The following is a 20,735-nucleotide window of genomic DNA, read 5'->3' as shown; positions in this document are numbered from 1 at the left end:
CTATTGCACCTCTGTTCCTTCAAATTTGTACCATGTATTATTTCCTACATCTGTATTACGTATTAATTTACATCTGTAAAAACATTCAGGGTGCCATAAAGAACTTAAGGTTGCAATCATACCACCTGAAAAATTTTCGATTCTCAACACTGCTAATCCTTCAAATTTATAATCATTTGGAATATCTTGTGGTGAAGGTGGTAAATATGCTTGATTTATTAGGTACAATCCTGGAGTTGGTCCGTTTGAATTTGCTTCTGTCTTAGTTCGCAATCTATCTAAATGGTATTTCCTTCGTTTTTCATCACTCAAAATATGAATAGCATTGAAAATATCAGATTTTTTAGCCAAAGGAGTACCAATATTTTCCGAGCTTAAAGCATTTACCACTTTTTCGGAATCCATAAACATCATATTATTATCATAAGTTGCATCCCCAAAATCACCATAAATAGCTCCATTTTTTCCTAAAACCACTTTGGTTATATGTGCATCTACATTACCATTCACATCGGGATGTATATCATTAACAGTTTTTACTGTACCAAAAGTATTATTAGCTTCTTGTTTAGTGTAAACATCTAGCTGAACATTACCAATGTTGTCTGCCTTTTTTCCATTTACGCTTTTTACATTTCCAAATGATTGAATTTCAGATTTTCTTACCAATCTGTCACCAATGTTATCTGTAGTTAATCCTTTAAGCACATCATTGGGCTTTAAATATATTTTTTTATCCAGATATTGTACAGTTCCTAATGAAGCATATTCATAACTATTTTCACCCAAAACTACTTCATTAATGTGGGTATCAACGTTACCTGAATTATCAGGACTAATACCATTTACTGTTTTAATTTTTCCAGCTTCTTTAAGTTTAGCGTCTATTTCTTGGTCAGTATAAGTAGATCTATTTACAATATTTTTCCAATCACTCCAACCACCACTATTACGACCTGAATACCAAACTTTTTCTAAGTCGGTAGTAGTAAAGCATAATTGCCAACCATCACCAGAATTACCTAAACCGTCCCTTCTAAAAGTTTTAATAAAAGCATATTTATCAATACCTTGAGGCTTATTTCTTAAATTATTAAATTGTGCATCTGATAAATTAGTAAATCTAAAATTACCAGCAGGCAGCTCATGCACATCAGTAATATTAGCTGGAAAATCTTGCGTTATAGTATCAGTCACATCAACATTGCCATTGTTATCACGCTTAACACTATTCACCGATTGGATATATTTTTTATCTGCCTCTTCAATGTGCTTATTTAGGTCTACTTTTTTAGCGTAAGTATTTTCAGCTTCTTCTTTATGCTTATTTAAATCCGCCCATTTTACATATCCATTATAGTTAAACTTAACAGTAACATTTTCAGTAGAATTAATATCTAACAGTATATGAGCTGTAAAAGTATAAGTTAAATCATTATCTTTTCTAGCAGGAATAGTTTCTGTTTCATCAATAGTTCTGGTGTTTGTTACTAAAAACAGCTTTTCTTCCCCAGATTCATTATGTCCATATAGTCCAATTGCTGTAACTATTAAGTCATCTTTAAGAAGCTTTAAATTATCGAACTTTACATTAAATGAATAAGCATTTTCGTTATCATATACAGATTCAATTGAACCTTCATAAAGATTACCATTCAACTCTGTAAGTTTTCTTAAGTATTCACTATCTTTCCTAACATATTCTGCTCTATTAGTTGCAACCACTTTATCAATATAAAAAGTTCCGTTTGATTGAGCATGTTGTCGTAAAGCCTTCAACCCCACATCAGTTATTACAGGAGTATTATATTTCGACATCTACAATTCAATCCTTTCTGTTTTCATTACACATTCAGTTTCACTAACCATACCAGCACCAATATAGTAAGGTGTTTTTTTATTTATTTCTGGTAGTGCAATATAAATTTGTCGTCCCATATTAGCAGGTAGATAAATATTAAGTAAAAATTTTAGTCTATAAACCTGACCATCTTTTAAATCTTCATTTTTAGTATTAACCAAGGCAATTCGATTGGGGTAATCTACACTAAATATCGCTTTAATCCCCATCTTATTGAAAATATTCTGCATAAACCTAACTGTTATTGGCTGTGGCGGCATAAGCCTTAGTAGTACGTTTTCTTGCCTAGTTTTTAAATCTAGGCTTGGGTCTGGTTTAATTCCTACTTGATCTTCAAAAATAGAAATACCCTTAATATCAGTTTGAATTACAAACTCATTTAGTAGCGTTCTTCTTTCTTCATTAGAAAACTTACTTAAACTAAAACCTTGTGCTTTTAACAATTCTTCCATTTCATATACACCATCATAATAATCAGGCATGTAATTCAATAAATAATCTTTATCCATTTTCTAAGACCACCTCACCTAATACTGGTAATTGTGATTTTTCATTAGTAAAAACTAAGTTAATATCTTCATCTTTACCGTTCATTTCTGGCAAACTTGCGTTAACTACCCCATCCACAAGCATGATTGTAGATAATACTTTAGAACGATAAATAGTTTGTGAGTACCCTCTTCCCAATGTGGAGTTAATAGAAGACCAAGCTTGACGCTCTTTTTTAAAGTAATTTTCAAGCGCTGATTTAATTGCTGAACTTACTGCTTCAAAACTAACTTGACCATCTAAAACAATGTGGGCTGTGATGTTTACTCTTAAAACTTCAGGCGCTACTACACTAACTCTATGGTCAATTGGTGCTAATCCCACACCTAAACTTTCTGATTCTTCAGGATCAATTATTTCTTTAACTTTATGAGTCAATGTAGAACTAGCTGGCATTAAATCATTGTTTAAAATAACCAGTTTAACTGTTCCAGGTCCATTCCACACAGGATATACTTGCGCTGCTCCAATTTCACTAATTTTGCTACACATCTTTAAGTAATCTGCTACATTACCACCATAAGCAATCCAGTTATTAGAATTTAATAATCTTGCTCTTAAGTGTTCATCTGTTTCTACATCCCTAGCAGGAGCTGTAACTTCAATAATTTCAGCCCAACTTAAAGCATCATTTGGTGTTACTGGTAAAATCTGCCCTAAATAACTATTAGGTCCAGTACCTAAAATGTCTGCAGTCATTTCTCCAGTTAAATCATCATTAATCTTAGTTACTGTATAAAAAATAGGCGTTTCACCAATACTTGCGAATTGGTCGCCTACATTAACTGTATCAATTGGATTACCATCATCATCTAAAAACTTGGCTTTAACTTCTGTTTGAGTAGCAGGATAACGAGCAGTGCCATATTCCACAGCTCTATAATCCAAAAATTCATCTTGAGCTGTTTTTACATAAGTTTGCCTTACTATATTAGCCATTGCTAAAGATTGTTCTGCCATTGTCATTGCAGCAGGAGCAACCGCATCATAAATAATTGACCCCTCACGTTTATCAATGTTTTCAGGAACTCTATCTAGCATTTGATTCAAAAAATAATCATAATCTTTAGCTTCAAATTCCTGTGCTAACTCATTCGGTGTCATTGTCTACCTCCACTTCTTCATCAATGTTTACATCTCCATAAATAGTATTACATACGCCTTTTACTTGTAAGGTATGCTTATTAATTCTAGTTAATTCTTCAATTTCGACTTCTGTTACTCTGTCATCTTCCATTAACGCATCAATAATCATTTGTTCTGATTCAGTTTCAGCATAATCAAACGATTCACCAAACAACTCAGGTAAATCATTACCGTATTGATCATCATAAATAGGATAAACAAACCGTTCAGTTTTTAAAATCTTATCTGTAGCCTGAACCATTGCTTCAAAGTCATCACACTTACTTCTAATTCTTCCATTTTCAACTTTAAAAGTTAAAGTAGGGTCTGCTTCTTCTTCAGCGTCATCATCTTCTTCAAACTCGGCACCTTCCAGAACAGCACCAAAATCTAAATCCTCATCATTATTCACTAAAGTTCACCCTCTCTTTCCCATAAGTAAAATTTTTGACCACCATGTGAGCGAATCATAGTTACTTTATCGCCTTCTTTTAAAGAATTATCAAATTCATATTCAGCTTTACCATTGTATTCTGTGGTTTTAAGATTACCTTTTAATTTAAATTTTCCAATGTGCTTACCTAAAACAATAAAATTATCATCTAAAACCATTGAATTAGATAATTGAATTTGTAAAGGGCTAGTTGAAATAACAATTCCATATACCACATCGGCATAATCACTATCTGAACCACCTTGACTGTTAATTAATTCTAAGAGCCGTTCTCCTGCCATCCTAAACCTGCTTTCATTTGTATCTGACAGGTATAATTGTTATCAAAATTATGCACTGCCTTAATAATCGGACAATCTTTTAAGGTCTTCTTCATATCAGTAATTTTAATCGTTACTGCATTACCTGGAATTAAGTTTAAGTTACCAATGCAATCAATGGTTAATGTTTTATTAGCCATATTTTTTTGCCTTAAGGTGTCCCTAGCTTGCTTAAGCATTTGAGCTTGATTAGCTTTATCTTTAGCATTTACAATAACCTGCAAGTTTCCCCACTGTTGGGGACTTCTTCCAGCTGCAGAAGCCATAGTTCTGAAACTAGTATTAGCAGGTGTTTCTTTAGTAGATTTTGCTTTGGCTTTAGCAGTAGCTGACTTGGTTTTAGATTTTTTGCTGTCTTTTTTAATAACTTTTACTACATTAGCTGTGTTATTAATGTCAACACTATAAGTAAAGCCTGTCATTCCTGATTTACTACCTACATAAAACTTAAGCTTTCGGTTAGGTACTCTTCTTAATTCCACAGTGTCATATTTAGTAAATAAGAAATATTTATGATTAGTTGCGGTATAGGTCTTATCCATTGCACTTTTAAGCATGTCAAAATAAGTTTTTCCTTCACAAATTTCTGCAGCTACTTTATGTGTGGAATTTTTAACAACTCTATGCTTAATACCTGCTCTATTGCATACATCGTTAAATCTATCTGTAATAGTTCCTGTTTTAAATACTATTGAATCTTGATTCTTCAAGTACCGCATTGGATCATAGCAAGTAACACTAATCACATTGTCTTTTTTTACTTGATATTTCCATACATATCCGTAAAAGATTTTCTTTTTATCCCAACTAAAACTAATGATATCTCCAGTATAAGGAATTACTAAAGTAGGCTTTTCTACTAAATCAAAAGTTAATTCTCCAGCTGAAAAGTTCATATCAGTGGACCATTTAATATTTGAAGCTACATCCTTTAATTCATATTCTGTACCTTTAGGATTGATTTTACTTTCTCGGTAAAGATTACTTCTACGCTTTAAAAGTAATTTTGTAACTGTCATATTTTTTTCACATCCGATTTCTTTACCCAACCTTGAGGCAAACCACCTAAAGTAGCTACATGAATTGGATATGCACGCCCTGGTGCCATTAAACTAACTTTCATAGTGGTATTTTTTACATACATTCCAGGACCAGCTCCATAGGAATCACGGTGAAGCCTACCATTAACTTTAACTTTTGACCCCATCCCTACTTTACCTGCAGGACTTACACGACTTTTCTTATTCTTTTTACCTCTTCTTTTTGGATTTTTCTTCTTTTTATAGCCAAACTTACGATACTGCTTTAATTCTAAAGTGTAAGCATATTCATCTGCATAACCATTAACTAATCCATATTCAAAACTACTTATTGTCATAGTCATACTAATTTTTGTAGTACTTACAGTTAATTTCACTTTATGCTTCTTTTTCTGCATACTCTTTATTTTTGAAATATAAGTATCTGGCTTAGACATTTTTTTAGAAGCTAAATAGTGTGGTTTTCGTTTTGGAAACGTACTAGAAATCTGAACCGATACTAATTTAAGGTTCCCTGCAGTATTTACTTCACCTAAATTAACAATAGTCTGTGAATTATCATCAGTTTGATATTTTAGTTTAATATCCGCAGGGTTTACAGGTAACTGTATTTTCTTACCTGTAGAATTATCTTTTAAATAAAACTTCAATTTATAAGCCATATACCACACCTCCTAAATTAATGATTTATCTGCTTTTTTAAGAAGCAAGTCTTCAACCTCGCCTAATAACTGTTCAGCATCATAGTTAGCATTACCAGTACTATTGATTACAATTGCGCCTTCACTGATATTCAATTGCGTAGAATTATCATTCTGTGTAGATTGGTTATTAGTTTTAGCAACACTTGAGGTTGTAACATTGTTTGAAGTTACAGTATCACTACCAATCATTCTAGAACCCAAATCAGCATTAGAAATACCTAATGAAGCTTTAGTTCCATTCAATGTGTTTAACATATTCATTAGTTCTCTAACTATAGTTAAAGCATTGTCAAAACCATTAGTTACCAGATTCATAGAATTTGTAGCACTAATTGATGGCATATCTATACTTTTATCCATAGCAAGATTTACAGGATTAATTGTAGTTTGAATATCACTAGCCGCATCAACTACACCTTGAGCCATATTAGCTGAAGCTTCTGCAGCTGCACCTGCGTCACGATTAAGACCATTAATTAAACCTTGATCTACCCAACGTCCATATTGTCTAAACAATCTAGATGGAGAACCAATATGTAATACAGATTTAGCAGCACTTACTACACTACTTGCTACACTTTGGACAGCACTCACTGCAGCATCAATCATAGATGTAATACCATTAATCAAACCTTTAATTAATTGTTGTCCTACACTTACCAATGCTCCTGCAAAACTTTGAGCCGCACTAACAGCTGATTGAATACCATTACTTACTGCGCTTACTACTTGAGCCATCGCACTGGTAATTGCCGAAACCATCTGTGTTCCAGCTGATATAAAAGCACTAACTAAAGATAAAATTGCACTTGCTAATGAACTAAGAGCGCTAGCTGTCATCATTGCTGCAGCTGCAACTAGCATTAAGCCAACTGCTACTAATGTTAATGCTGTACCCAATAACATTAAGCCCATTGCTGCAAGCATTGCCATTGGTCCAATTAAGACTAATGCTACACTCAACAACAGCATTCCTACCGCTGCAATCATTGCTGTTGCCATAATCATTATTAACGCTACAGACATTAACATTAAACCTACTGCAGCTATCATTGCTGAAACAGCAATCATAGTTAAAGCTACACCCATCATGAGTAATCCGACAGCTGCAATTAATGACATAGGTCCTACCATTACTAAAGCTACGCCTAACAATAGCATTGCTACTGCTGCTACTAATCCTAATGCCATAATTAACATTAAGCCTACACTCATCATAATCAATCCTATTGAAGCGATAAGCGACATTGCACCTATAAGGACTAAAGCCACACCTAATAACAACATACCAACTGCTGCCACTAACGACATTGCAGCAACTAATACTAAACTAACACCTAGCATAAGCATCCCTATTGCAGCTACTAGACCTATTACAGCTACAAGAGTTAAACCAACTCCTAAAAGAATAATACCTACTGCAGCTACTATTGCACTAACTGCAACTAACGCTAAAGCTACTCCTAATAAAAATGCTCCAACCGCTGCAATCGTTAATCCCAATGCTAAAGCTACTAAACTAACAGCTAATAATATTATTCCAACTGCTCCTACAATTGCTGCTATACCAAATACGGCAATAGCTCCTGCTAACATTAAAATTGCTAATGCACTGCTACCACCATATTGAGCTAATACTGGTAATTGAGTTGCAAGTAAAGCCATACCAGCTGTGGCAATTCCTATTGCAAGCCCAATCATTAATAAAGCACCCGCAAACATTATGAATCCTATTGAAGCAACAATCATAGATGGCCCTAGCAACTTAACTACCACTGCTAAAATAGCTATTGCCGCAATCATTCCAAAGAATGTAGCAATTGCAGCACCACCTCCTGAAGCTAATTGAGTTGCAGAATCAGCTATCAACTTAAAGCCCACAGCAACTAATACAACTGCGCCACCTACCATAAGTAAAGCGGCTCCTAATTTCATAAATGCTCCTGCACTTTGTAAAATTCCACCAGTTTTTGGTGCTTCTGGTACTTCAGGAGTTTTAGGCGTCTTCGCATTCTTAAAACTAGAAAATAAATCTGCAACACCTTTAATCATCTGCATACCTTTATAAGCAGCTTTTAAAATCATAATTCCTATAGCTAAAGTTGTTATTGCTTTCGCTATTTTAGTAATCATATCAGGATTTAATTTGTTAAGAGCTTGTAAGCCACTAATAATAGCAGAAAATACCAATCCTTTTAATCCGCTTTTTAATATAATAAAAGAACTTGCTAAAAGGGTAATTGTTGTAGGATCTAATTCACCAATTGCTTGTGCTATACCACTTATAGCTTTAGCTGCACCACTTAAAGCATTTCCTGAAAGTTCACCTAATTGCTTAAAGAAGCTACCTCCGTTATCTCCTTCATGAAAAGCATTTGTTAAGTCCATTACAGCATTGGCAATATCCATAAACATTTCTGTAATAGAATCTCCTACACCAGTATTACTAAAACTTTCAAAAAAGCTTTCAAAACCAGCTTTTAAATTATCTAAAACAGGTTGAATATAATTAATAGCATTTACTAATCCATCACCAATTGCATTCCAATTGACATTACCTAAAGAATCAGTAAGACCACTAACCGCTTTTATACCCATTTGACTTAATTTTTGAAACTGTGGTTGTAAACCATTAGCTAATGTTTCTTTTAATCCATCAAATGCTTGATCCACAGTTTTATATTCTGTAGCCATTTTTGAAAAGTTAGCATTAGTACCAGTTTTTGCAACAGCATCTAAAAAGTCTTGGGTTTTAACTTTTCCATCTTGAATTTTAGTAATTAAGTCTTGCAAACTCATATTCATGCTTTTAGCTACAGCACTCATACCAGCTGGAGTTTGTTCAAGCATTAATTTAAAATCTTGCCATTGCACTGCTGGCTTCGCTGCCATTTGTGTAGCTTGTTCAGATAAAGTTTTCATAGCTTGTTGTGGATTATTAGCAGCTGCGGCTAATCCACCAAAGCCTTTAACAAGTCTACCCGTATTTTTTACACCAACAGCAGCTAATTGACTATAAGTAGAACTCATATCACTAGCACTATAAATGGTTTCTTGTGCAAACTTTTGCATACTTGCCTTAGCACTAGCAATTTGTGCAGGACTTTTACCAATTTGGTGCATATTACCTTCAAAAGTTTGCCATGATACTGAAGCTTCATTTAATTCATCTATCATAGAGTGAACACCATTAGAGGCTAGTCCCATAGCATTATTAATCATTCCACCTACTACTGTTCCACCTACTACAGATTTAAAAAATCCATCTGACTTTTTAGTAGCTCCTGAAAATACATCACTATTTAAAGCTGATTTTAATTTTTGAAAGCCTGATTGTCCCTTTGATAACCCATTACTTAATTTATCTAGTGCATTACTAAAAGCATCATTAATTTTAATTGTTGATTCTATCAGTGACATTCACTTAACCTCCTTCCTTAAAAAATATAAAAAAAGAAGGCAAAAGCCTTCAATTACTCTAACCTTTGAGTTAATGTCTAGCCCTTGCCTTTCTTTTTGCTTTTCTCTCTTCTTCTTTTTCATATTTTTGTCTTATCTCAATTGAAGCTACTACCAACGCTTGCTCTCGTCTAGTCATTTCACCCCACACTTTAGGGGTCCAATGATACTCATTAAGCACATAATGATAAATAGCAAAATCACCAATTGAGTTTTCAATTAGTTTTTTGCTTCTTCAACCAAGTCTTCACTATCTTCATTATTAAGACCTGAAACTTCCATAATTTTTTCAGATAATTCATTGTATTCACCCATAGTAAGCATAGCCTTAATTAATTTTTCAGGTGAACCAATAACTCCCCAACTCTTTTGAAGTTCGGCATTTTCTAAATCAGGAAAAACTACAGACTTAGCTAAAACTAAATCACCAAATAAATTTTGGTCAGTTTCTTGTGAATATTGATGAGTTCGCTTATTTAAAACTCTCTTAGTAGCTTGTTTACGCAATTCGCTACTTTCTTCAGCAGTCAAAGACTTAATCTTAAAAGGCGCCTTAAAACGCTTAAAATGTACTTCAATAGTTTCTGTTGATCTACCAACATTTTCCATCAAGAAATCATTTACACTATAATTTTCAGCCATTATTATTTTCTCCTTTAGTTCATACCTTTAAATTCTTGAATTAAGTTAACCCCTTCAAATGTAAAATCGGTTTCATATTCCATTACACCATCATCTGCTTCAAAATCTGCAATAGGAATATCATCAAGGTTAACATCCGTTAATTGTACTACCTGCTTACCAACACTAGAAGTAGGATCGTGAATGGTAAGGGTTAAAGTAAAGTATAAATCTCCACCATTTTGAGTATACGGAATACCATACTTAAGCCAGTTAGAATTAATCATGTATCCGCCTAAAGTACCAGTACCTTCAACAGATGTGGTTTTCTTGTGCTTCCAGTGAGTACCAAGTGTTTGAACATCTTCCTTATTCTTTTCAAGTTTTGCTGTAAGCTTATTACATTCAATCATCTTGATAATTTTACCGTTAATTTCCACTGTTACGGTTGCATCTTTAGTAGAAATGGTATCTCTACCATTTAAAAACGCATCTAAACTTGCCATTTATTTACCTCCTACTTAACAATTAAAGTCATGTAAAGCTTTTCCATTGCATCAACTGGTTCTACAGCTAAATCAACTACAATAGAATCACTATCATTACCCTTTTCCACACTAATATCATCATTAGTAAAGTTTTGAATAATGTTTCTTGCCTGTAAATCCATCAAGTAGGCAATTCTATTAGCCTTAAATAAATCACGACCATTAGTATTATTACCAACTTTACCTAAGAATGAATTTTCAAAGACTTCTTGAGTATTAGTACAAATATCATCAATTGTTCTAATAACACGGTTCTTGCTAAAGACCTTTGGTCTGTCAACTGTAAACTTAACAAGTGAGTTAATATCTTGCTCTACTACAACTCTTTGACCAGGACGAGTAGTAAACACAATCTTACCAGCGTTCAAGGCTGCAATAGTCTTTTCATTGTTAAGCTTAGGGTAAGCTTCAATAGCATCTGATACATCATAGTAAGTTAAAGCTGTACCTGCATCTGCTGCACTAGAAATACCAGCAAAAAATGCTGCAGCATTTGTGGTATTAACTCTAGTACCATCACCCTCAATAAAACCATTAGCTACCATTGATACACCTTCATAGTTATAGACAGGTGCAGTATCATTTACTGGGATTACAGCACGAACCTTCATACCTTGGTCTTCACGTAGTCTTTTAACTGATTCAACTAAAAGCTTATGAACATTAGAACTAATTTCCATACCTGCCGTAGTAACTACACTATAGTTTTCAGTTTCCATAGCATTATTAACCAAAGTAATTAAGTCAGCTTGGTTAGAAAAGCCATTAGATAAATTAAGTGTAATTGAACTAGTAGGAAGTTTTGAACCTTGCTGAAAGTTAGCAATTACATAATCATTATTAACAAATCCTTCAAGATTATCAGAAGAAATAACTTGTTGATCTACAATCGAATTATCAAATAATGTAGTAACTGTAGCTTTAGTTGGTTCTTGTCCTTCTTCTACTACTTCTGGTTCAATTGAAACCGAAATATCATTTCCTCTTTCACCAGGATATTTTGCTACAAACCCCCATGGAACTTTTTCAGAGTTAGCAGTAGCATTACGTCCACTTTTACTATTAGTATTAATAAATAATACAGTTTCAGCGCCTTTTAGTGCTTCTTTTAATGCAACTAAATCAGGGTCGTTTAAAGTAGTACCAAGTTCAGCTTTAAAATCGGAACTATTAGTTAAAGGAATTACCCCTTCACGTCCCCAACGTAAATTTACATTACTTACCATTAATAATCTTCCTAATGGTGAGTCACTAATAGGCTGTCCTGCACCTTTAACATTAATGTAAGCACCTGGACGACGCTTATTTTGAGTTTTCCAAGTTCCAGCCATTTAAATACCTCCTTTAAAATTATTAATTGCTTTTTTAGCTTCTTTTAACGTGTATTTCTTATCATCTTTCAAGACAATATTTAAAATATCACGATCTGAAATACTAAAAATTTTGCTTTCAACTAGATTTTGCTTAGTATATTCTGAAGCTTTAGTTTCAGTTGTCTTAGTTTTTGTCTTTTCCTTTGGCATTAATATCAGCCTTTCTTTGCATTACTATATTTTCAATCTTGTGCATTCTTATCCACACTTCAAAACTTAAAGTTAAAGTTTCATTCTGTGTGTCTACCCTTGTCTCACGTCTTCTAATCGTTGCATATTCTTCCAAACTACAAAAATTATCTAAAAGAAGCCCCTCGACACGTTCCATATCAGTGTTGGGAGCTTCGGGATTAGCAAAATATACAATTTGATAAGAATATTTACGATTCTGAACATCAAATAGTTCAGGCTTAGAATTAACCATTATTTTACTAATATAAAAAGATGGCACTTCAAAGCCACTTGATTGATTTTCAGTATAAATTGTGGAATCTGGGAAAATGCTTGCAAGTTTGTTAGCAATTCTTTCTGTAAGTGTAATCATTCTAATAAATCTCTAAAAGCCCATAGTCCGGGACTAATCAAATTAGGAAGTTGTGCTTCAATTTGACTCATTGACTTTTTCATAAAAAACTGACCAGGTACCCAACTAGCTACAAGACGTTTGCCAATTGCTGGCACATATCTTCCCGGCGTCTGTCTATGTCCTTCTTCAACAAATGAAGCATATTCCATATTATTGATAAGTTTAATAGTCCACGCTCTACCACCATAGCTAGGACCCTCTGCAGTCCAAGCACGACGCAAACCACCACTATCAACAGGAGTATTATTTTTTAAAACTTTTAAGGATTGAACACCAATGTTTTTACCTGTTTTTTCTAGTTCACGTTTTACATCGCCACCAGCTATTTTTCCTTTAACACGGTTTGCCCACGCTTGATATTCTGCATCATCAATAGAACCTAAATTCATGCTTTTTCATCCCTTGTTATCGCAATTTCTTGATGTGAATAATAACCAGTATAGCCTTTAGAAGACCGCTTATATTTTGTGGTATTACCATTCTGATCGGTAATATTAATTACACTACCTGCAGGTATGTTAATACCATTTTTAATAATAAGTTTTGCATCATAATTATCAGTATCATAAAAAGTTTGAGTTCCTGCACTTTGACTTTTTAAAATTACTTTACAAGGTTCATCTTCTACTAAAACTACAGGCTCATTATTTGTAACATTGTTACGTTTTACAGGTATAGTACCTATAATTGTAACTTTGTCAGTCCACAAAATAGGAACTACATTCTTTAAGCCTTCAAATAAACTCATAATTGTACCCGCCTAAAATAATTAAGCAAGTTAACATAATTATCAGTAATAGTATTAGCATTTTGAAGTGCTACATACGCTTCTGATGGAGTTCTAAAAGTAACAGATGTATCACCTTCAGTTAAAGAACCTACATTACTTGTTTTTTGCCCATATGGCACTAACAATTCATAAGTATTTAAAACTTGAATTGCTAAACTAACAAATGTGGGTTCAAGCTCTTCAGGTAATTCTTCTATAGGGATGTTAGTGTAAATTGATACATCAGTTATTACTTTAGTTAAGGTAAAATCAATTATTTCATCATAATTAGGGTTTTCATTAACATTAGGCATTAACAGCTTTACACTACTTAAAACATTTTCATAATTAGAATATTTAGGCTTCATAGCTAAACACCTACTTTACTAATTTAAGTAAATCATCTTTTGAAGCATTAGAATCAAAATCTACACCCTGTGCAGTTAAATAATCTGTAATTTCTTTCTTGGTGCTTGAGCTTGTGGGTTTTACAGGTACCTTTTCTTGATGGGTTTCTACACCTTTAGCTTTATCACCAACAACAAATTCAATACCTGCTGTCTTAGTTCTAAGAAGTAAAACATCATCATAAGAATTTTCGTAGTAAAGGTAGTTACCACTGTTTGCAGCTGAAGGTGCATCAAAACCTACAAAATTATACTTTTCAGGTGCAATTTGAACACCATTGTAAATAAGCATCATTTCAATTTGTTTAGCATCATCAACTAATGCAGAACCAGTTTCAAAGTTGTACTTAGTTTGCATTAAATCAGATGGAACAACCTTAATAGTTACATCATCAAGACTGTAAACAGTACGTTGAATATTATTAGGGTCATTCAAAACTAATGAACGGTTAATAGCGTCTGCACGCTTAAGCATTGCATTAGTCTTAGGTGTTACATAAAGAATACGGTTTTGTGATGGAATACGTGCTTCATCAAAGTTAACCATCATGTTATCAAATGCTTCAAGAATATTTTGTTCACTTAAAGTATCAGTAGCAATACCTTTACCACTATCTAAAGTTTCCTTTTGAGTGAACAATTTAGAAAACATTTCGCGGTCTTTTTCTGGCATCTTTTCTTGTAAATTGAATTGCTTAGTAATATTAGCAATTGAAACAACCGTATTAGTTTCATCTACATCTGATGGATCTACTAGAGTACTCCAGTATCGTTCATTAGTTAATTCGTAAGAATCCCAATCATTACTGTAGTTTGCTACAGGTTGTGTAATAGTTCTACGTGTTCTGTCCTTACGTCCTTCATCAATAGTAAGTTTAGGTAACTTAATATGCTTAGCTCCATCAAACTTAACTAATGAATTAGATGGTGAGTTCCATAAATCCACACTGAATAAATGACCATCATAAAAGCCTTCTTGTAAAGCTTGTTGATAGCTTTCTGCGTAATTAATTGCCATTGGTTAATTCTCCTTTACGATTTAAATACATCAATCATGGCTTGAGTTTGGTCAGTAGTAGCAGGTTTACCATTTGAAGGTTCATAATTTTGTTTAGTTCCTTCATTAAATAAGTAAGAATCAGATTGCTTAATAGTTTTAATTTGGTCATCTAAACCAGATAAATTACCATTATCATCAAGTTTTACACTATCCATGTTAAGGAGTGCTTTCACTGCTTTAACATTTCTTACATTATTAGCTGATAACTTACGATCAACGGCATTATTAAGCTTAGTTTGATTTAATTCATTAGTTAACTTTGTGGTATCGTTCTTATATTTACCTTGCAGCTCTTTAAATTGATTGCTTAAGTCTTCATTATCTTTAACTTGTGAACGTAAATTCTTTAAATCCTTATCACGTTCAGCAATCTGTGATTTAAAGTTTTCATTAGCTGTAGTTAAAGTTGATACCTCTTCTTTAACAGAATTAATATCTTTACCATTTAAATCCATAACTTGATTAATCTGCTCATCTGTCAGACCTAACTCTTTTAATTGATTTCTTTTCATTATTACAAGTCCTTTCACACGTTTTTACGAGTTCGCCTCTCAAATAAGGGTATAAAAAATAAGCAGTTTTACGACTTACTTAGGTCAAGATTGAATTGTTAGTGCATAAATTGAGCTAATAATTCAATCCAATCAGGTGCTTTACTAATAATTTCATTTACTTTGTTCATTTTTGAATTTTCTTCAAGGTATTCAATTCCTTTAGGCGTTATTTGAATATTAATCACTTTAATATCTTTCCCCGTTAAAGCGTTAATTATTTCTACACCTGAAATATATCCACACTCTGAAAGGGTAGCTAAAATATAAATCCAATATTCATGATTAATTGATGAACTAAGTTCATTTAATTCATCTTCAGTAATAAACTTACCGTGCTTTAAAGCTTCATAAAGGATTTTTAGCAATTTATAAGTTATTACAAAATAATCATCTTTTGCCATGCTTATTGTCCTCGTTTTTATAAAAAATAGCACTAGCTTAGTTTACTAGTGCCATTCTTCAGCTCCATCAGCATAATCCCATATTCTTTCTAGATTCAAGCCATCAGACGATAATTCCCCCTTTGAATCTAAAGAATCTCCAATATAATCTCCAAAAATATCAAAGACATAATCGTAATCTTGATTTGAATACATTGGATAAAATAATTTTCCATTCTCATGCAAAATTTTAGGAAGCAAAATATTATAAAGATCACTATATTTTTCTTTAATAAATTGAAAATCTTTGTTAGAAAAAACTAGACTTCTCATCTTTTTGTTTCCTTTCTAGGTACTACAGTAACAAGATTACCCTGCTTATTTAAGACAACATAGCCTTCATTAGTTATATATTTTGTTGAAATTTTTAAATACTTGGTTTTACCCTGTTTTAGCATTTCTTTGATTTCATCAATTGAAACACCTATACGTTTATGACCATTAGGGTCTTCTCTAACGCCAAAAATTCTATCTATTAAGTGATTTGAATAACTAATAACATCTTGATTATCTACTGTTTTTATACCAATTACTTCCTTATCAAGTTGCTTCATAGCATCAACATAATCATAAAAAGATACAACCGGTTCAACTGTGCCTTTTTCTCTAGCTTTGATATAAGCTTTCAGCGCTCTATTTTCTGTACCATTATTATACATTACTTTCTTAAATTCTTTAAATGATTTAGGAAAACCATGTTTGCCGTAATTCTCTGCTAAGAAATTATATCTCTTTCGGGTTGCTTCATCAGTGACAACTTTCTTCCATTCAGCAAAGGACATATTCTTAACCCAATTTCCTTTGCCAGTTTCAGGGTCACGAGCCCAACGACTTTCAATATCAGGCAGCCCCTCAATATAAGGAACTGTAGTACACCTACAATAAGGGTGCATTAACGGATAATTCTTGCCTTCCACGCGGTCTTTAGTGTTGAAAACTTTATAATCCAAATGACTACACTGATCACAAGTGCGACTTTCAAGAGTTGCTAAATATTGGTATTGGTCAATATCGCTATCTTCATAAAACTTAGCAGTAGCTTCTTCTGCAGCATGTCCCATTTCAGTAACAACTAATCTATGAATATTATTAGTTGAAACATCATAGAATCTATCACGAATATCTTTAACCACACGATTAGCTGAGTAACCCATTACAGTAGCTCGAAGCATTGTATCAGTTAACACATCAGGTAAAACTTTAGTGTAATTATTCCAAATACGTTCTGAAAAACTACTACCATTCCAAGGCTTATAAACAATATCTGCTAATTGCTGTTCATTAAAACGATTAAGTTTAACGGTTAACTGACCTTCTAGAACGTCTTTTACGTAATTATCCTGTAAATAAGTATCATCATACGTCTTAATTAGTTCATTACGCATTCTAATTTCTTCATTAACACTGTATTTTTTAGCAAATTCTGCCATTTGGTCGTGCAATTGCTGAAGTCTATAAATACGACTTCTGTAATATTCAGTATTAAGAATACGTTCATAACCACCAGCTTTTGCTTTAGCCTCAAACTCTTCTAAACTCATAGACCATCTATGATTATTAACACCATTTAAAACTTTAGAAGCTTGTTCTAATGTGGTGTTGTTTTCATCAATATATCTTTGAGTAAATTTAGCAGCTTCTTTTTCAAATTCATGTTCTAAGTCTTTAAGCCTTGAACGCATGGCGTCTTCATATTCTGCAGCTGAAACTAATCTTTGCTTTTTAGCGTAAAGCATTCGTTCACGCCAGTAGTCTTGATTATTCATCATTATCTACACTGTAAGGATCATTATTTAAAGTATCTTGTTTTTGATACTTAAGTTCCTGTTGCCAATCATCAACAATAGGATTGGCTTTAGCAATTGCTTCTTTAGAAGACCAGTTAGCAACTTGAGATAAAACTTGAGCTTTTGTTAAGTCATCTTCAATTCTTGTACGTTCCCAATTTTGTGAAATATAACGACTATTAGCGTCACTAATACCTAAATAGTTCATAATTGCTCTAGTCAATTCACTTAAAGCAGTTCTAAACTGACTTTCAGTAATTGAAGCCTTTAATTCCAAATGACTATAAAGCATTTTAATAGCCGCACCGCTTGCATTTGTAGAGTCGAATTTAGCAGGGTCCACACCTTGACCATGCAAGAAAATATTATCTCTAGTTATATCTAGCATTGCTTTTCTAGCTTCAGTAGGAATATCAATTTGTAATTTATCCACACCGCTCTTATCGCCAGAACCATTAGAATTAAACTTAACAGCCTTATCAACCTTTAAAGCGTGCATGAATTCTTTTAAATTGGTACCACCATAATTAGTAAGAACTAAAACAACTTCTTGAATATCATCTAAATCATTCAAGAAGCCGTTATAAATATCATCATAGGCATCAATTAAGCCTTTATATTTTAATAAATCAGGTTGCTTATATCTGTTCTTTGGAAACGCAATAAATGGAATGCGTCCAAAGTTATGTTTAAACGTATTAGAAATACCTGTTTCATATCCTGCAGTTAAATCATAGCTAGATATATTATTGTAAGGTTCTAATGTATTAGGGTCATTAATTGGATTTCTATAGAATCTTGCTTCCTTATCATTCCAATACTCATAAACTTTAAAATACTTACCAGAATCTTCATCAAGCTTTTCATAAACTCTAAGAAGTCCTAGTAATTTAGTATCTAAAGATGTGGAATAAATCGCTGTAATTTGATTAGGTGGAATAATGCCATAACGAAAATTATTACTGTCATCAATCCAATAATGTAACCATGCAACACCTGCATTAGCTGCATCAATCACTAAACGATTAAGCGTACTATTGAAATTGTCACCAAGCACATTAGTTATCTTGTTGTTTAGTGCTTTTTCACCCACATCAATTGAAGGAGCAACAGTAGCAATATAACCAGCTTCTTGATCTACTAAGAGTTGATGAAAATTAGAAGAAATACGATTATCTGCAGAACGCAACGGGTCATCTTTTCCTTCTTTATTAATCTTAGATTCACCATTAGTACGATTAACTATATCGTTCTTATTCATGTAATAACGTAAAGATTTTTCATAATTAGTATTAAAATTCGCACGACTTGTAGCAGTATTGCGAATGATTTTTTGAATGTCTTTTATTTCCAAGGAATGTAACCCCCTTTCGCTCTCTTTGTATAAATTGCATATCTCATCATATCCATCACATCATCATGTTCTTTTAAAGGTTCGCCAGTCTTTTCATTCCATACGTATTGATAAATTTCATCTAAAAACTTATTAATACCTTGCTTGTTAACAAAAAAGTGACCACTAGTCATTAATTTAGCTACACATTCCACACCTGCCAAAATGCGTTTATTAGCATTAATTGCATTAATACCATTAGCTTGAAATTCCGTAACATTATCAGGACGTGCAGAATCGCAATAAAAAAGGATATTCTTACCATATTCGGCTTGAATATCCTGCGCCACCTTAACCCAGTGGTCTATAAATTTATGCTTTCCTGTGTATTCTTTAATGAAATAAGTATTGCCTTGATCATCATCACCAAAAATACCTATTGAGTTTAAGTGTTCAAATCCCCAGTCAACACCACAATAATAATGTAGATTATCAGGAACATCACTTTCATCAATAAGCATTGTATCTTTGTTAAAATCTGAATAAACCAGACCCTCACCCATAACCCACAAACCTAAAATATCACGTTCATAAAACATCCCTTTAGGTGTAGCTGCTTTAAAAGCTTCCACATAGTCTTTAGGTAAGAATGTATTATCATCAATAGTAAAATGAAAGGTTTTAATTCTAGCGTCAGGATCTTTATTGTCAATGTATTCTGTTTTAAGCCAATGATTAGGATTATCAGGGTTTGTATCCGCAATAACTCTAGCCCCTTCAACAGAACAACGTGCAATGATTTCTTGAAAGACATCATAAACTGCTAAAGAAGCTTCATTTACATAAGCTCCGTAACTAGTCATACCTCTAATAGCACTCATACCTCTTAAACTTCCAGTATAAGCAGGAACAATATCCACACCGAATATATGATAATGTCCGTGACGGTCTGTTTTTAAGTCAATCCCAAATTGGGTTGAAATTGAACTAATAACATTGTTGTAAATAGTATTAGAAGAAAAGCCCGCTAAAATATATTGCGGGTGTGGGTCATGTTGCTGTTTAGCAAGTTTAGCCACTCTTCTGATTTCAAGGAGAAAAATATAATTGTCTACATAAGTTTTACCAGACCGTTTAGCCCCAGCTAAAATTAAATATTTCCAGTCATCATGCAAGTAAGAGTAAATAACAGATTCTTGTTTACTTGTTAGAATTTTCATCTTTATATACTCCACCAGTAACAGCGTCAAGCAATTGATTTAATTTAGCATTATCTTCACCTGTTAAATCTTTCATTGCCTTAACCTTAGCTTCGGTTAAATCAGCGTCAGCTTCTGTTTTGCGAATTTGTGCCAGTGATAAGCGATCACTAGGAAAACGTTTAAGAATTTCTTTACCTGCATTAATTCTATCTTTTGCTGAAACAGGAACGTTAGGAATCACGCCACCGGGCGTTGTAACGTATTCTGTTTCTTTACCCATTACTACCCTTGTCAGGTATTTTAAAACGTCTTCTGCACTTGCTATGCCCTCTTCATGCATTTTATCCATAGATTTATTAAGATAAGCCTGAACCTTTGGTTTTCTAAGTAGCTTCCAAGCTTCAGAACTAGCTACAGAATCGGTATTAGCTGAATAACCTGCATTTCTGTATGCTTGAGTTGCATTACCAGATTTTAAATACTCATCGCAGAATTTACGTTGTTTTACAGTTAACTTCATACATACTTAGTACCTCCTGAATA

The 20,735-nt window shown here is 33.2% G+C and carries 24 protein-coding genes; all 24 read right to left on the bottom strand.

What is annotated here, in order from left to right; genetic code table 11:
- A complete protein-coding gene (locus ACTHPI_RS03095) occupies positions 1 to 1,818 on the bottom strand; it encodes a hypothetical protein (protein ID WP_445352715.1) in 1,818 nt (605 codons plus the stop codon).
- Positions 1,819 to 2,370, bottom strand: a complete 552-nt coding sequence (locus ACTHPI_RS03090) for a putative phage tail protein (protein WP_445352714.1) — start codon at positions 2,368 to 2,370, stop codon at positions 1,819 to 1,821.
- Complete coding sequence (locus tag ACTHPI_RS03085; protein ID WP_445352713.1) at positions 2,363 to 3,514, bottom strand: baseplate J/gp47 family protein; 1,152 nt, start codon at positions 3,512 to 3,514, stop codon at positions 2,363 to 2,365. The genes ACTHPI_RS03090 and ACTHPI_RS03085 overlap by 8 nt, the downstream gene beginning before the upstream one ends.
- Positions 3,501 to 3,947 carry a DUF2634 domain-containing protein gene (locus ACTHPI_RS03080; protein WP_445352712.1) on the bottom strand — a complete coding sequence of 149 codons (447 nt, stop codon included), beginning with the start codon at positions 3,945 to 3,947 and terminating at the stop codon, positions 3,501 to 3,503. The genes ACTHPI_RS03085 and ACTHPI_RS03080 overlap by 14 nt, the downstream gene beginning before the upstream one ends.
- Positions 3,947 to 4,270, bottom strand: coding sequence for a DUF2577 family protein (locus tag ACTHPI_RS03075; RefSeq protein ID WP_445352711.1), 324 nt, complete (start codon positions 4,268 to 4,270; stop codon positions 3,947 to 3,949). Before ACTHPI_RS03075 ends, ACTHPI_RS03080 begins: the two co-directional genes overlap by 1 nt.
- Positions 4,249 to 5,328: an XkdQ/YqbQ family protein gene (locus tag ACTHPI_RS03070; RefSeq protein WP_445352710.1), complete on the bottom strand. Its 1,080-nt coding sequence runs from the start codon at positions 5,326 to 5,328 to the stop codon at positions 4,249 to 4,251. The genes ACTHPI_RS03075 and ACTHPI_RS03070 overlap by 22 nt, the downstream gene beginning before the upstream one ends.
- Positions 5,325 to 6,011, bottom strand: a complete 687-nt coding sequence (locus tag ACTHPI_RS03065) for a hypothetical protein (protein ID WP_445352709.1) — start codon at positions 6,009 to 6,011, stop codon at positions 5,325 to 5,327. Before ACTHPI_RS03065 ends, ACTHPI_RS03070 begins: the two co-directional genes overlap by 4 nt.
- Positions 6,012 to 6,023: 12 nt before the next feature.
- Entirely contained in the window at positions 6,024 to 9,473 is a 3,450-nt protein-coding gene (locus tag ACTHPI_RS03060; RefSeq protein WP_445352708.1) for a tape measure protein, read from the bottom strand.
- 258 nt (positions 9,474 to 9,731) lie between these two features.
- Positions 9,732 to 10,154 (bottom strand): phage tail assembly chaperone, encoded by a 423-nt coding sequence (locus ACTHPI_RS03055; RefSeq protein ID WP_445352707.1) that lies wholly within the window; start codon positions 10,152 to 10,154, stop codon positions 9,732 to 9,734.
- A 14-nt stretch (positions 10,155 to 10,168) separates the two neighbouring features.
- Positions 10,169 to 10,639, bottom strand: coding sequence for a phage tail tube protein (locus tag ACTHPI_RS03050; protein ID WP_445352706.1), 471 nt, complete (start codon positions 10,637 to 10,639; stop codon positions 10,169 to 10,171).
- Between the two features lie 11 nt (positions 10,640 to 10,650).
- Positions 10,651 to 12,012 carry a phage tail sheath family protein gene (locus tag ACTHPI_RS03045; RefSeq protein WP_445352705.1) on the bottom strand — a complete coding sequence of 454 codons (1,362 nt, stop codon included), beginning with the start codon at positions 12,010 to 12,012 and terminating at the stop codon, positions 10,651 to 10,653.
- Positions 12,013 to 12,204: a hypothetical protein gene (locus ACTHPI_RS03040; protein ID WP_445352704.1), complete on the bottom strand. Its 192-nt coding sequence runs from the start codon at positions 12,202 to 12,204 to the stop codon at positions 12,013 to 12,015. It abuts the gene before it with no gap.
- Positions 12,179 to 12,598 carry a phage tail terminator family protein gene (locus tag ACTHPI_RS03035; protein WP_445352703.1) on the bottom strand — a complete coding sequence of 140 codons (420 nt, stop codon included), beginning with the start codon at positions 12,596 to 12,598 and terminating at the stop codon, positions 12,179 to 12,181. Before ACTHPI_RS03035 ends, ACTHPI_RS03040 begins: the two co-directional genes overlap by 26 nt.
- On the bottom strand, positions 12,595 to 13,029 hold the full coding sequence (locus ACTHPI_RS03030) for an HK97 gp10 family phage protein (protein ID WP_445352702.1): 435 nt from the start codon (positions 13,027 to 13,029) through the stop codon (positions 12,595 to 12,597). Before ACTHPI_RS03030 ends, ACTHPI_RS03035 begins: the two co-directional genes overlap by 4 nt.
- The gene (locus ACTHPI_RS03025; protein ID WP_445352701.1) at positions 13,026 to 13,388 is read right to left on the bottom strand and encodes a hypothetical protein; all 363 of its coding nucleotides are present in this window, start codon (positions 13,386 to 13,388) and stop codon (positions 13,026 to 13,028) included. The genes ACTHPI_RS03030 and ACTHPI_RS03025 overlap by 4 nt, the downstream gene beginning before the upstream one ends.
- Entirely contained in the window at positions 13,385 to 13,777 is a 393-nt protein-coding gene (locus ACTHPI_RS03020; RefSeq protein ID WP_445352700.1) for a hypothetical protein, read from the bottom strand. The genes ACTHPI_RS03025 and ACTHPI_RS03020 overlap by 4 nt, the downstream gene beginning before the upstream one ends.
- A gap of 10 nt (positions 13,778 to 13,787) precedes the next feature.
- On the bottom strand, positions 13,788 to 14,834 hold the full coding sequence (locus tag ACTHPI_RS03015; RefSeq protein WP_445352699.1) for a capsid protein: 1,047 nt from the start codon (positions 14,832 to 14,834) through the stop codon (positions 13,788 to 13,790).
- A gap of 14 nt (positions 14,835 to 14,848) precedes the next feature.
- Entirely contained in the window at positions 14,849 to 15,388 is a 540-nt protein-coding gene (locus tag ACTHPI_RS03010) for a phage scaffolding protein (RefSeq protein ID WP_445352698.1), read from the bottom strand.
- Between the two features lie 98 nt (positions 15,389 to 15,486).
- A complete protein-coding gene (locus tag ACTHPI_RS03005; RefSeq protein ID WP_445352697.1) occupies positions 15,487 to 15,831 on the bottom strand; it encodes a YjcQ family protein in 345 nt (114 codons plus the stop codon).
- A 45-nt stretch (positions 15,832 to 15,876) separates the two neighbouring features.
- Complete coding sequence (locus tag ACTHPI_RS03000; protein ID WP_445352696.1) at positions 15,877 to 16,143, bottom strand: hypothetical protein; 267 nt, start codon at positions 16,141 to 16,143, stop codon at positions 15,877 to 15,879.
- Entirely contained in the window at positions 16,140 to 17,636 is a 1,497-nt protein-coding gene (locus ACTHPI_RS02995) for a minor capsid protein (protein ID WP_445352695.1), read from the bottom strand. The genes ACTHPI_RS03000 and ACTHPI_RS02995 overlap by 4 nt, the downstream gene beginning before the upstream one ends.
- Positions 17,629 to 19,011, bottom strand: coding sequence for a phage portal protein (locus ACTHPI_RS02990; RefSeq protein ID WP_445352694.1), 1,383 nt, complete (start codon positions 19,009 to 19,011; stop codon positions 17,629 to 17,631). Before ACTHPI_RS02990 ends, ACTHPI_RS02995 begins: the two co-directional genes overlap by 8 nt.
- Positions 19,002 to 20,210, bottom strand: a complete 1,209-nt coding sequence (locus ACTHPI_RS02985) for a PBSX family phage terminase large subunit (protein ID WP_445352693.1) — start codon at positions 20,208 to 20,210, stop codon at positions 19,002 to 19,004. Before ACTHPI_RS02985 ends, ACTHPI_RS02990 begins: the two co-directional genes overlap by 10 nt.
- Entirely contained in the window at positions 20,191 to 20,712 is a 522-nt protein-coding gene (locus ACTHPI_RS02980) for a terminase small subunit (RefSeq protein ID WP_445352692.1), read from the bottom strand. Before ACTHPI_RS02980 ends, ACTHPI_RS02985 begins: the two co-directional genes overlap by 20 nt.
- Between the last annotated feature and the right edge of the window lie 23 nt (positions 20,713 to 20,735).

Source organism: Lactobacillus sp. PSON (genome assembly GCF_052615405.1).
The sequence above is the reverse complement of the archived record's forward strand: the minus strand, read 5'-3'. Positions and strand labels throughout refer to the sequence as shown.

Coding starts and splice junctions, on each gene's coding strand:
- ACTHPI_RS03095 (WP_445352715.1), bottom strand. CDS start 1,818: ATGTCGAAATATAATACTCCTGTAATAACTGATGTGGGGTTGAAGGCT.
- ACTHPI_RS03090 (WP_445352714.1), bottom strand. CDS start 2,370: ATGGATAAAGATTATTTATTGAATTACATGCCTGATTATTATGATGGT.
- ACTHPI_RS03085 (WP_445352713.1), bottom strand. CDS start 3,514: ATGACACCGAATGAGTTAGCACAGGAATTTGAAGCTAAAGATTATGAT.
- ACTHPI_RS03075 (WP_445352711.1), bottom strand. CDS start 4,270: ATGGCAGGAGAACGGCTCTTAGAATTAATTAACAGTCAAGGTGGTTCA.
- ACTHPI_RS03070 (WP_445352710.1), bottom strand. CDS start 5,328: ATGACAGTTACAAAATTACTTTTAAAGCGTAGAAGTAATCTTTACCGA.
- ACTHPI_RS03065 (WP_445352709.1), bottom strand. CDS start 6,011: ATGGCTTATAAATTGAAGTTTTATTTAAAAGATAATTCTACAGGTAAG.
- ACTHPI_RS03060 (WP_445352708.1), bottom strand. CDS start 9,473: ATGTCACTGATAGAATCAACAATTAAAATTAATGATGCTTTTAGTAAT.
- ACTHPI_RS03055 (WP_445352707.1), bottom strand. CDS start 10,154: ATGGCTGAAAATTATAGTGTAAATGATTTCTTGATGGAAAATGTTGGT.
- ACTHPI_RS03050 (WP_445352706.1), bottom strand. CDS start 10,639: ATGGCAAGTTTAGATGCGTTTTTAAATGGTAGAGATACCATTTCTACT.
- ACTHPI_RS03045 (WP_445352705.1), bottom strand. CDS start 12,012: ATGGCTGGAACTTGGAAAACTCAAAATAAGCGTCGTCCAGGTGCTTAC.
- ACTHPI_RS03040 (WP_445352704.1), bottom strand. CDS start 12,204: ATGCCAAAGGAAAAGACAAAAACTAAGACAACTGAAACTAAAGCTTCA.
- ACTHPI_RS03035 (WP_445352703.1), bottom strand. CDS start 12,598: ATGATTACACTTACAGAAAGAATTGCTAACAAACTTGCAAGCATTTTC.
- ACTHPI_RS03030 (WP_445352702.1), bottom strand. CDS start 13,029: ATGAATTTAGGTTCTATTGATGATGCAGAATATCAAGCGTGGGCAAAC.
- ACTHPI_RS03025 (WP_445352701.1), bottom strand. CDS start 13,388: ATGAGTTTATTTGAAGGCTTAAAGAATGTAGTTCCTATTTTGTGGACT.
- ACTHPI_RS03020 (WP_445352700.1), bottom strand. CDS start 13,777: ATGAAGCCTAAATATTCTAATTATGAAAATGTTTTAAGTAGTGTAAAG.
- ACTHPI_RS03015 (WP_445352699.1), bottom strand. CDS start 14,834: ATGGCAATTAATTACGCAGAAAGCTATCAACAAGCTTTACAAGAAGGC.
- ACTHPI_RS03010 (WP_445352698.1), bottom strand. CDS start 15,388: ATGAAAAGAAATCAATTAAAAGAGTTAGGTCTGACAGATGAGCAGATT.
- ACTHPI_RS03005 (WP_445352697.1), bottom strand. CDS start 15,831: ATGGCAAAAGATGATTATTTTGTAATAACTTATAAATTGCTAAAAATC.
- ACTHPI_RS03000 (WP_445352696.1), bottom strand. CDS start 16,143: ATGAGAAGTCTAGTTTTTTCTAACAAAGATTTTCAATTTATTAAAGAA.
- ACTHPI_RS02995 (WP_445352695.1), bottom strand. CDS start 17,636: ATGAATAATCAAGACTACTGGCGTGAACGAATGCTTTACGCTAAAAAG.
- ACTHPI_RS02985 (WP_445352693.1), bottom strand. CDS start 20,210: ATGAAAATTCTAACAAGTAAACAAGAATCTGTTATTTACTCTTACTTG.
- ACTHPI_RS02980 (WP_445352692.1), bottom strand. CDS start 20,712: ATGAAGTTAACTGTAAAACAACGTAAATTCTGCGATGAGTATTTAAAA.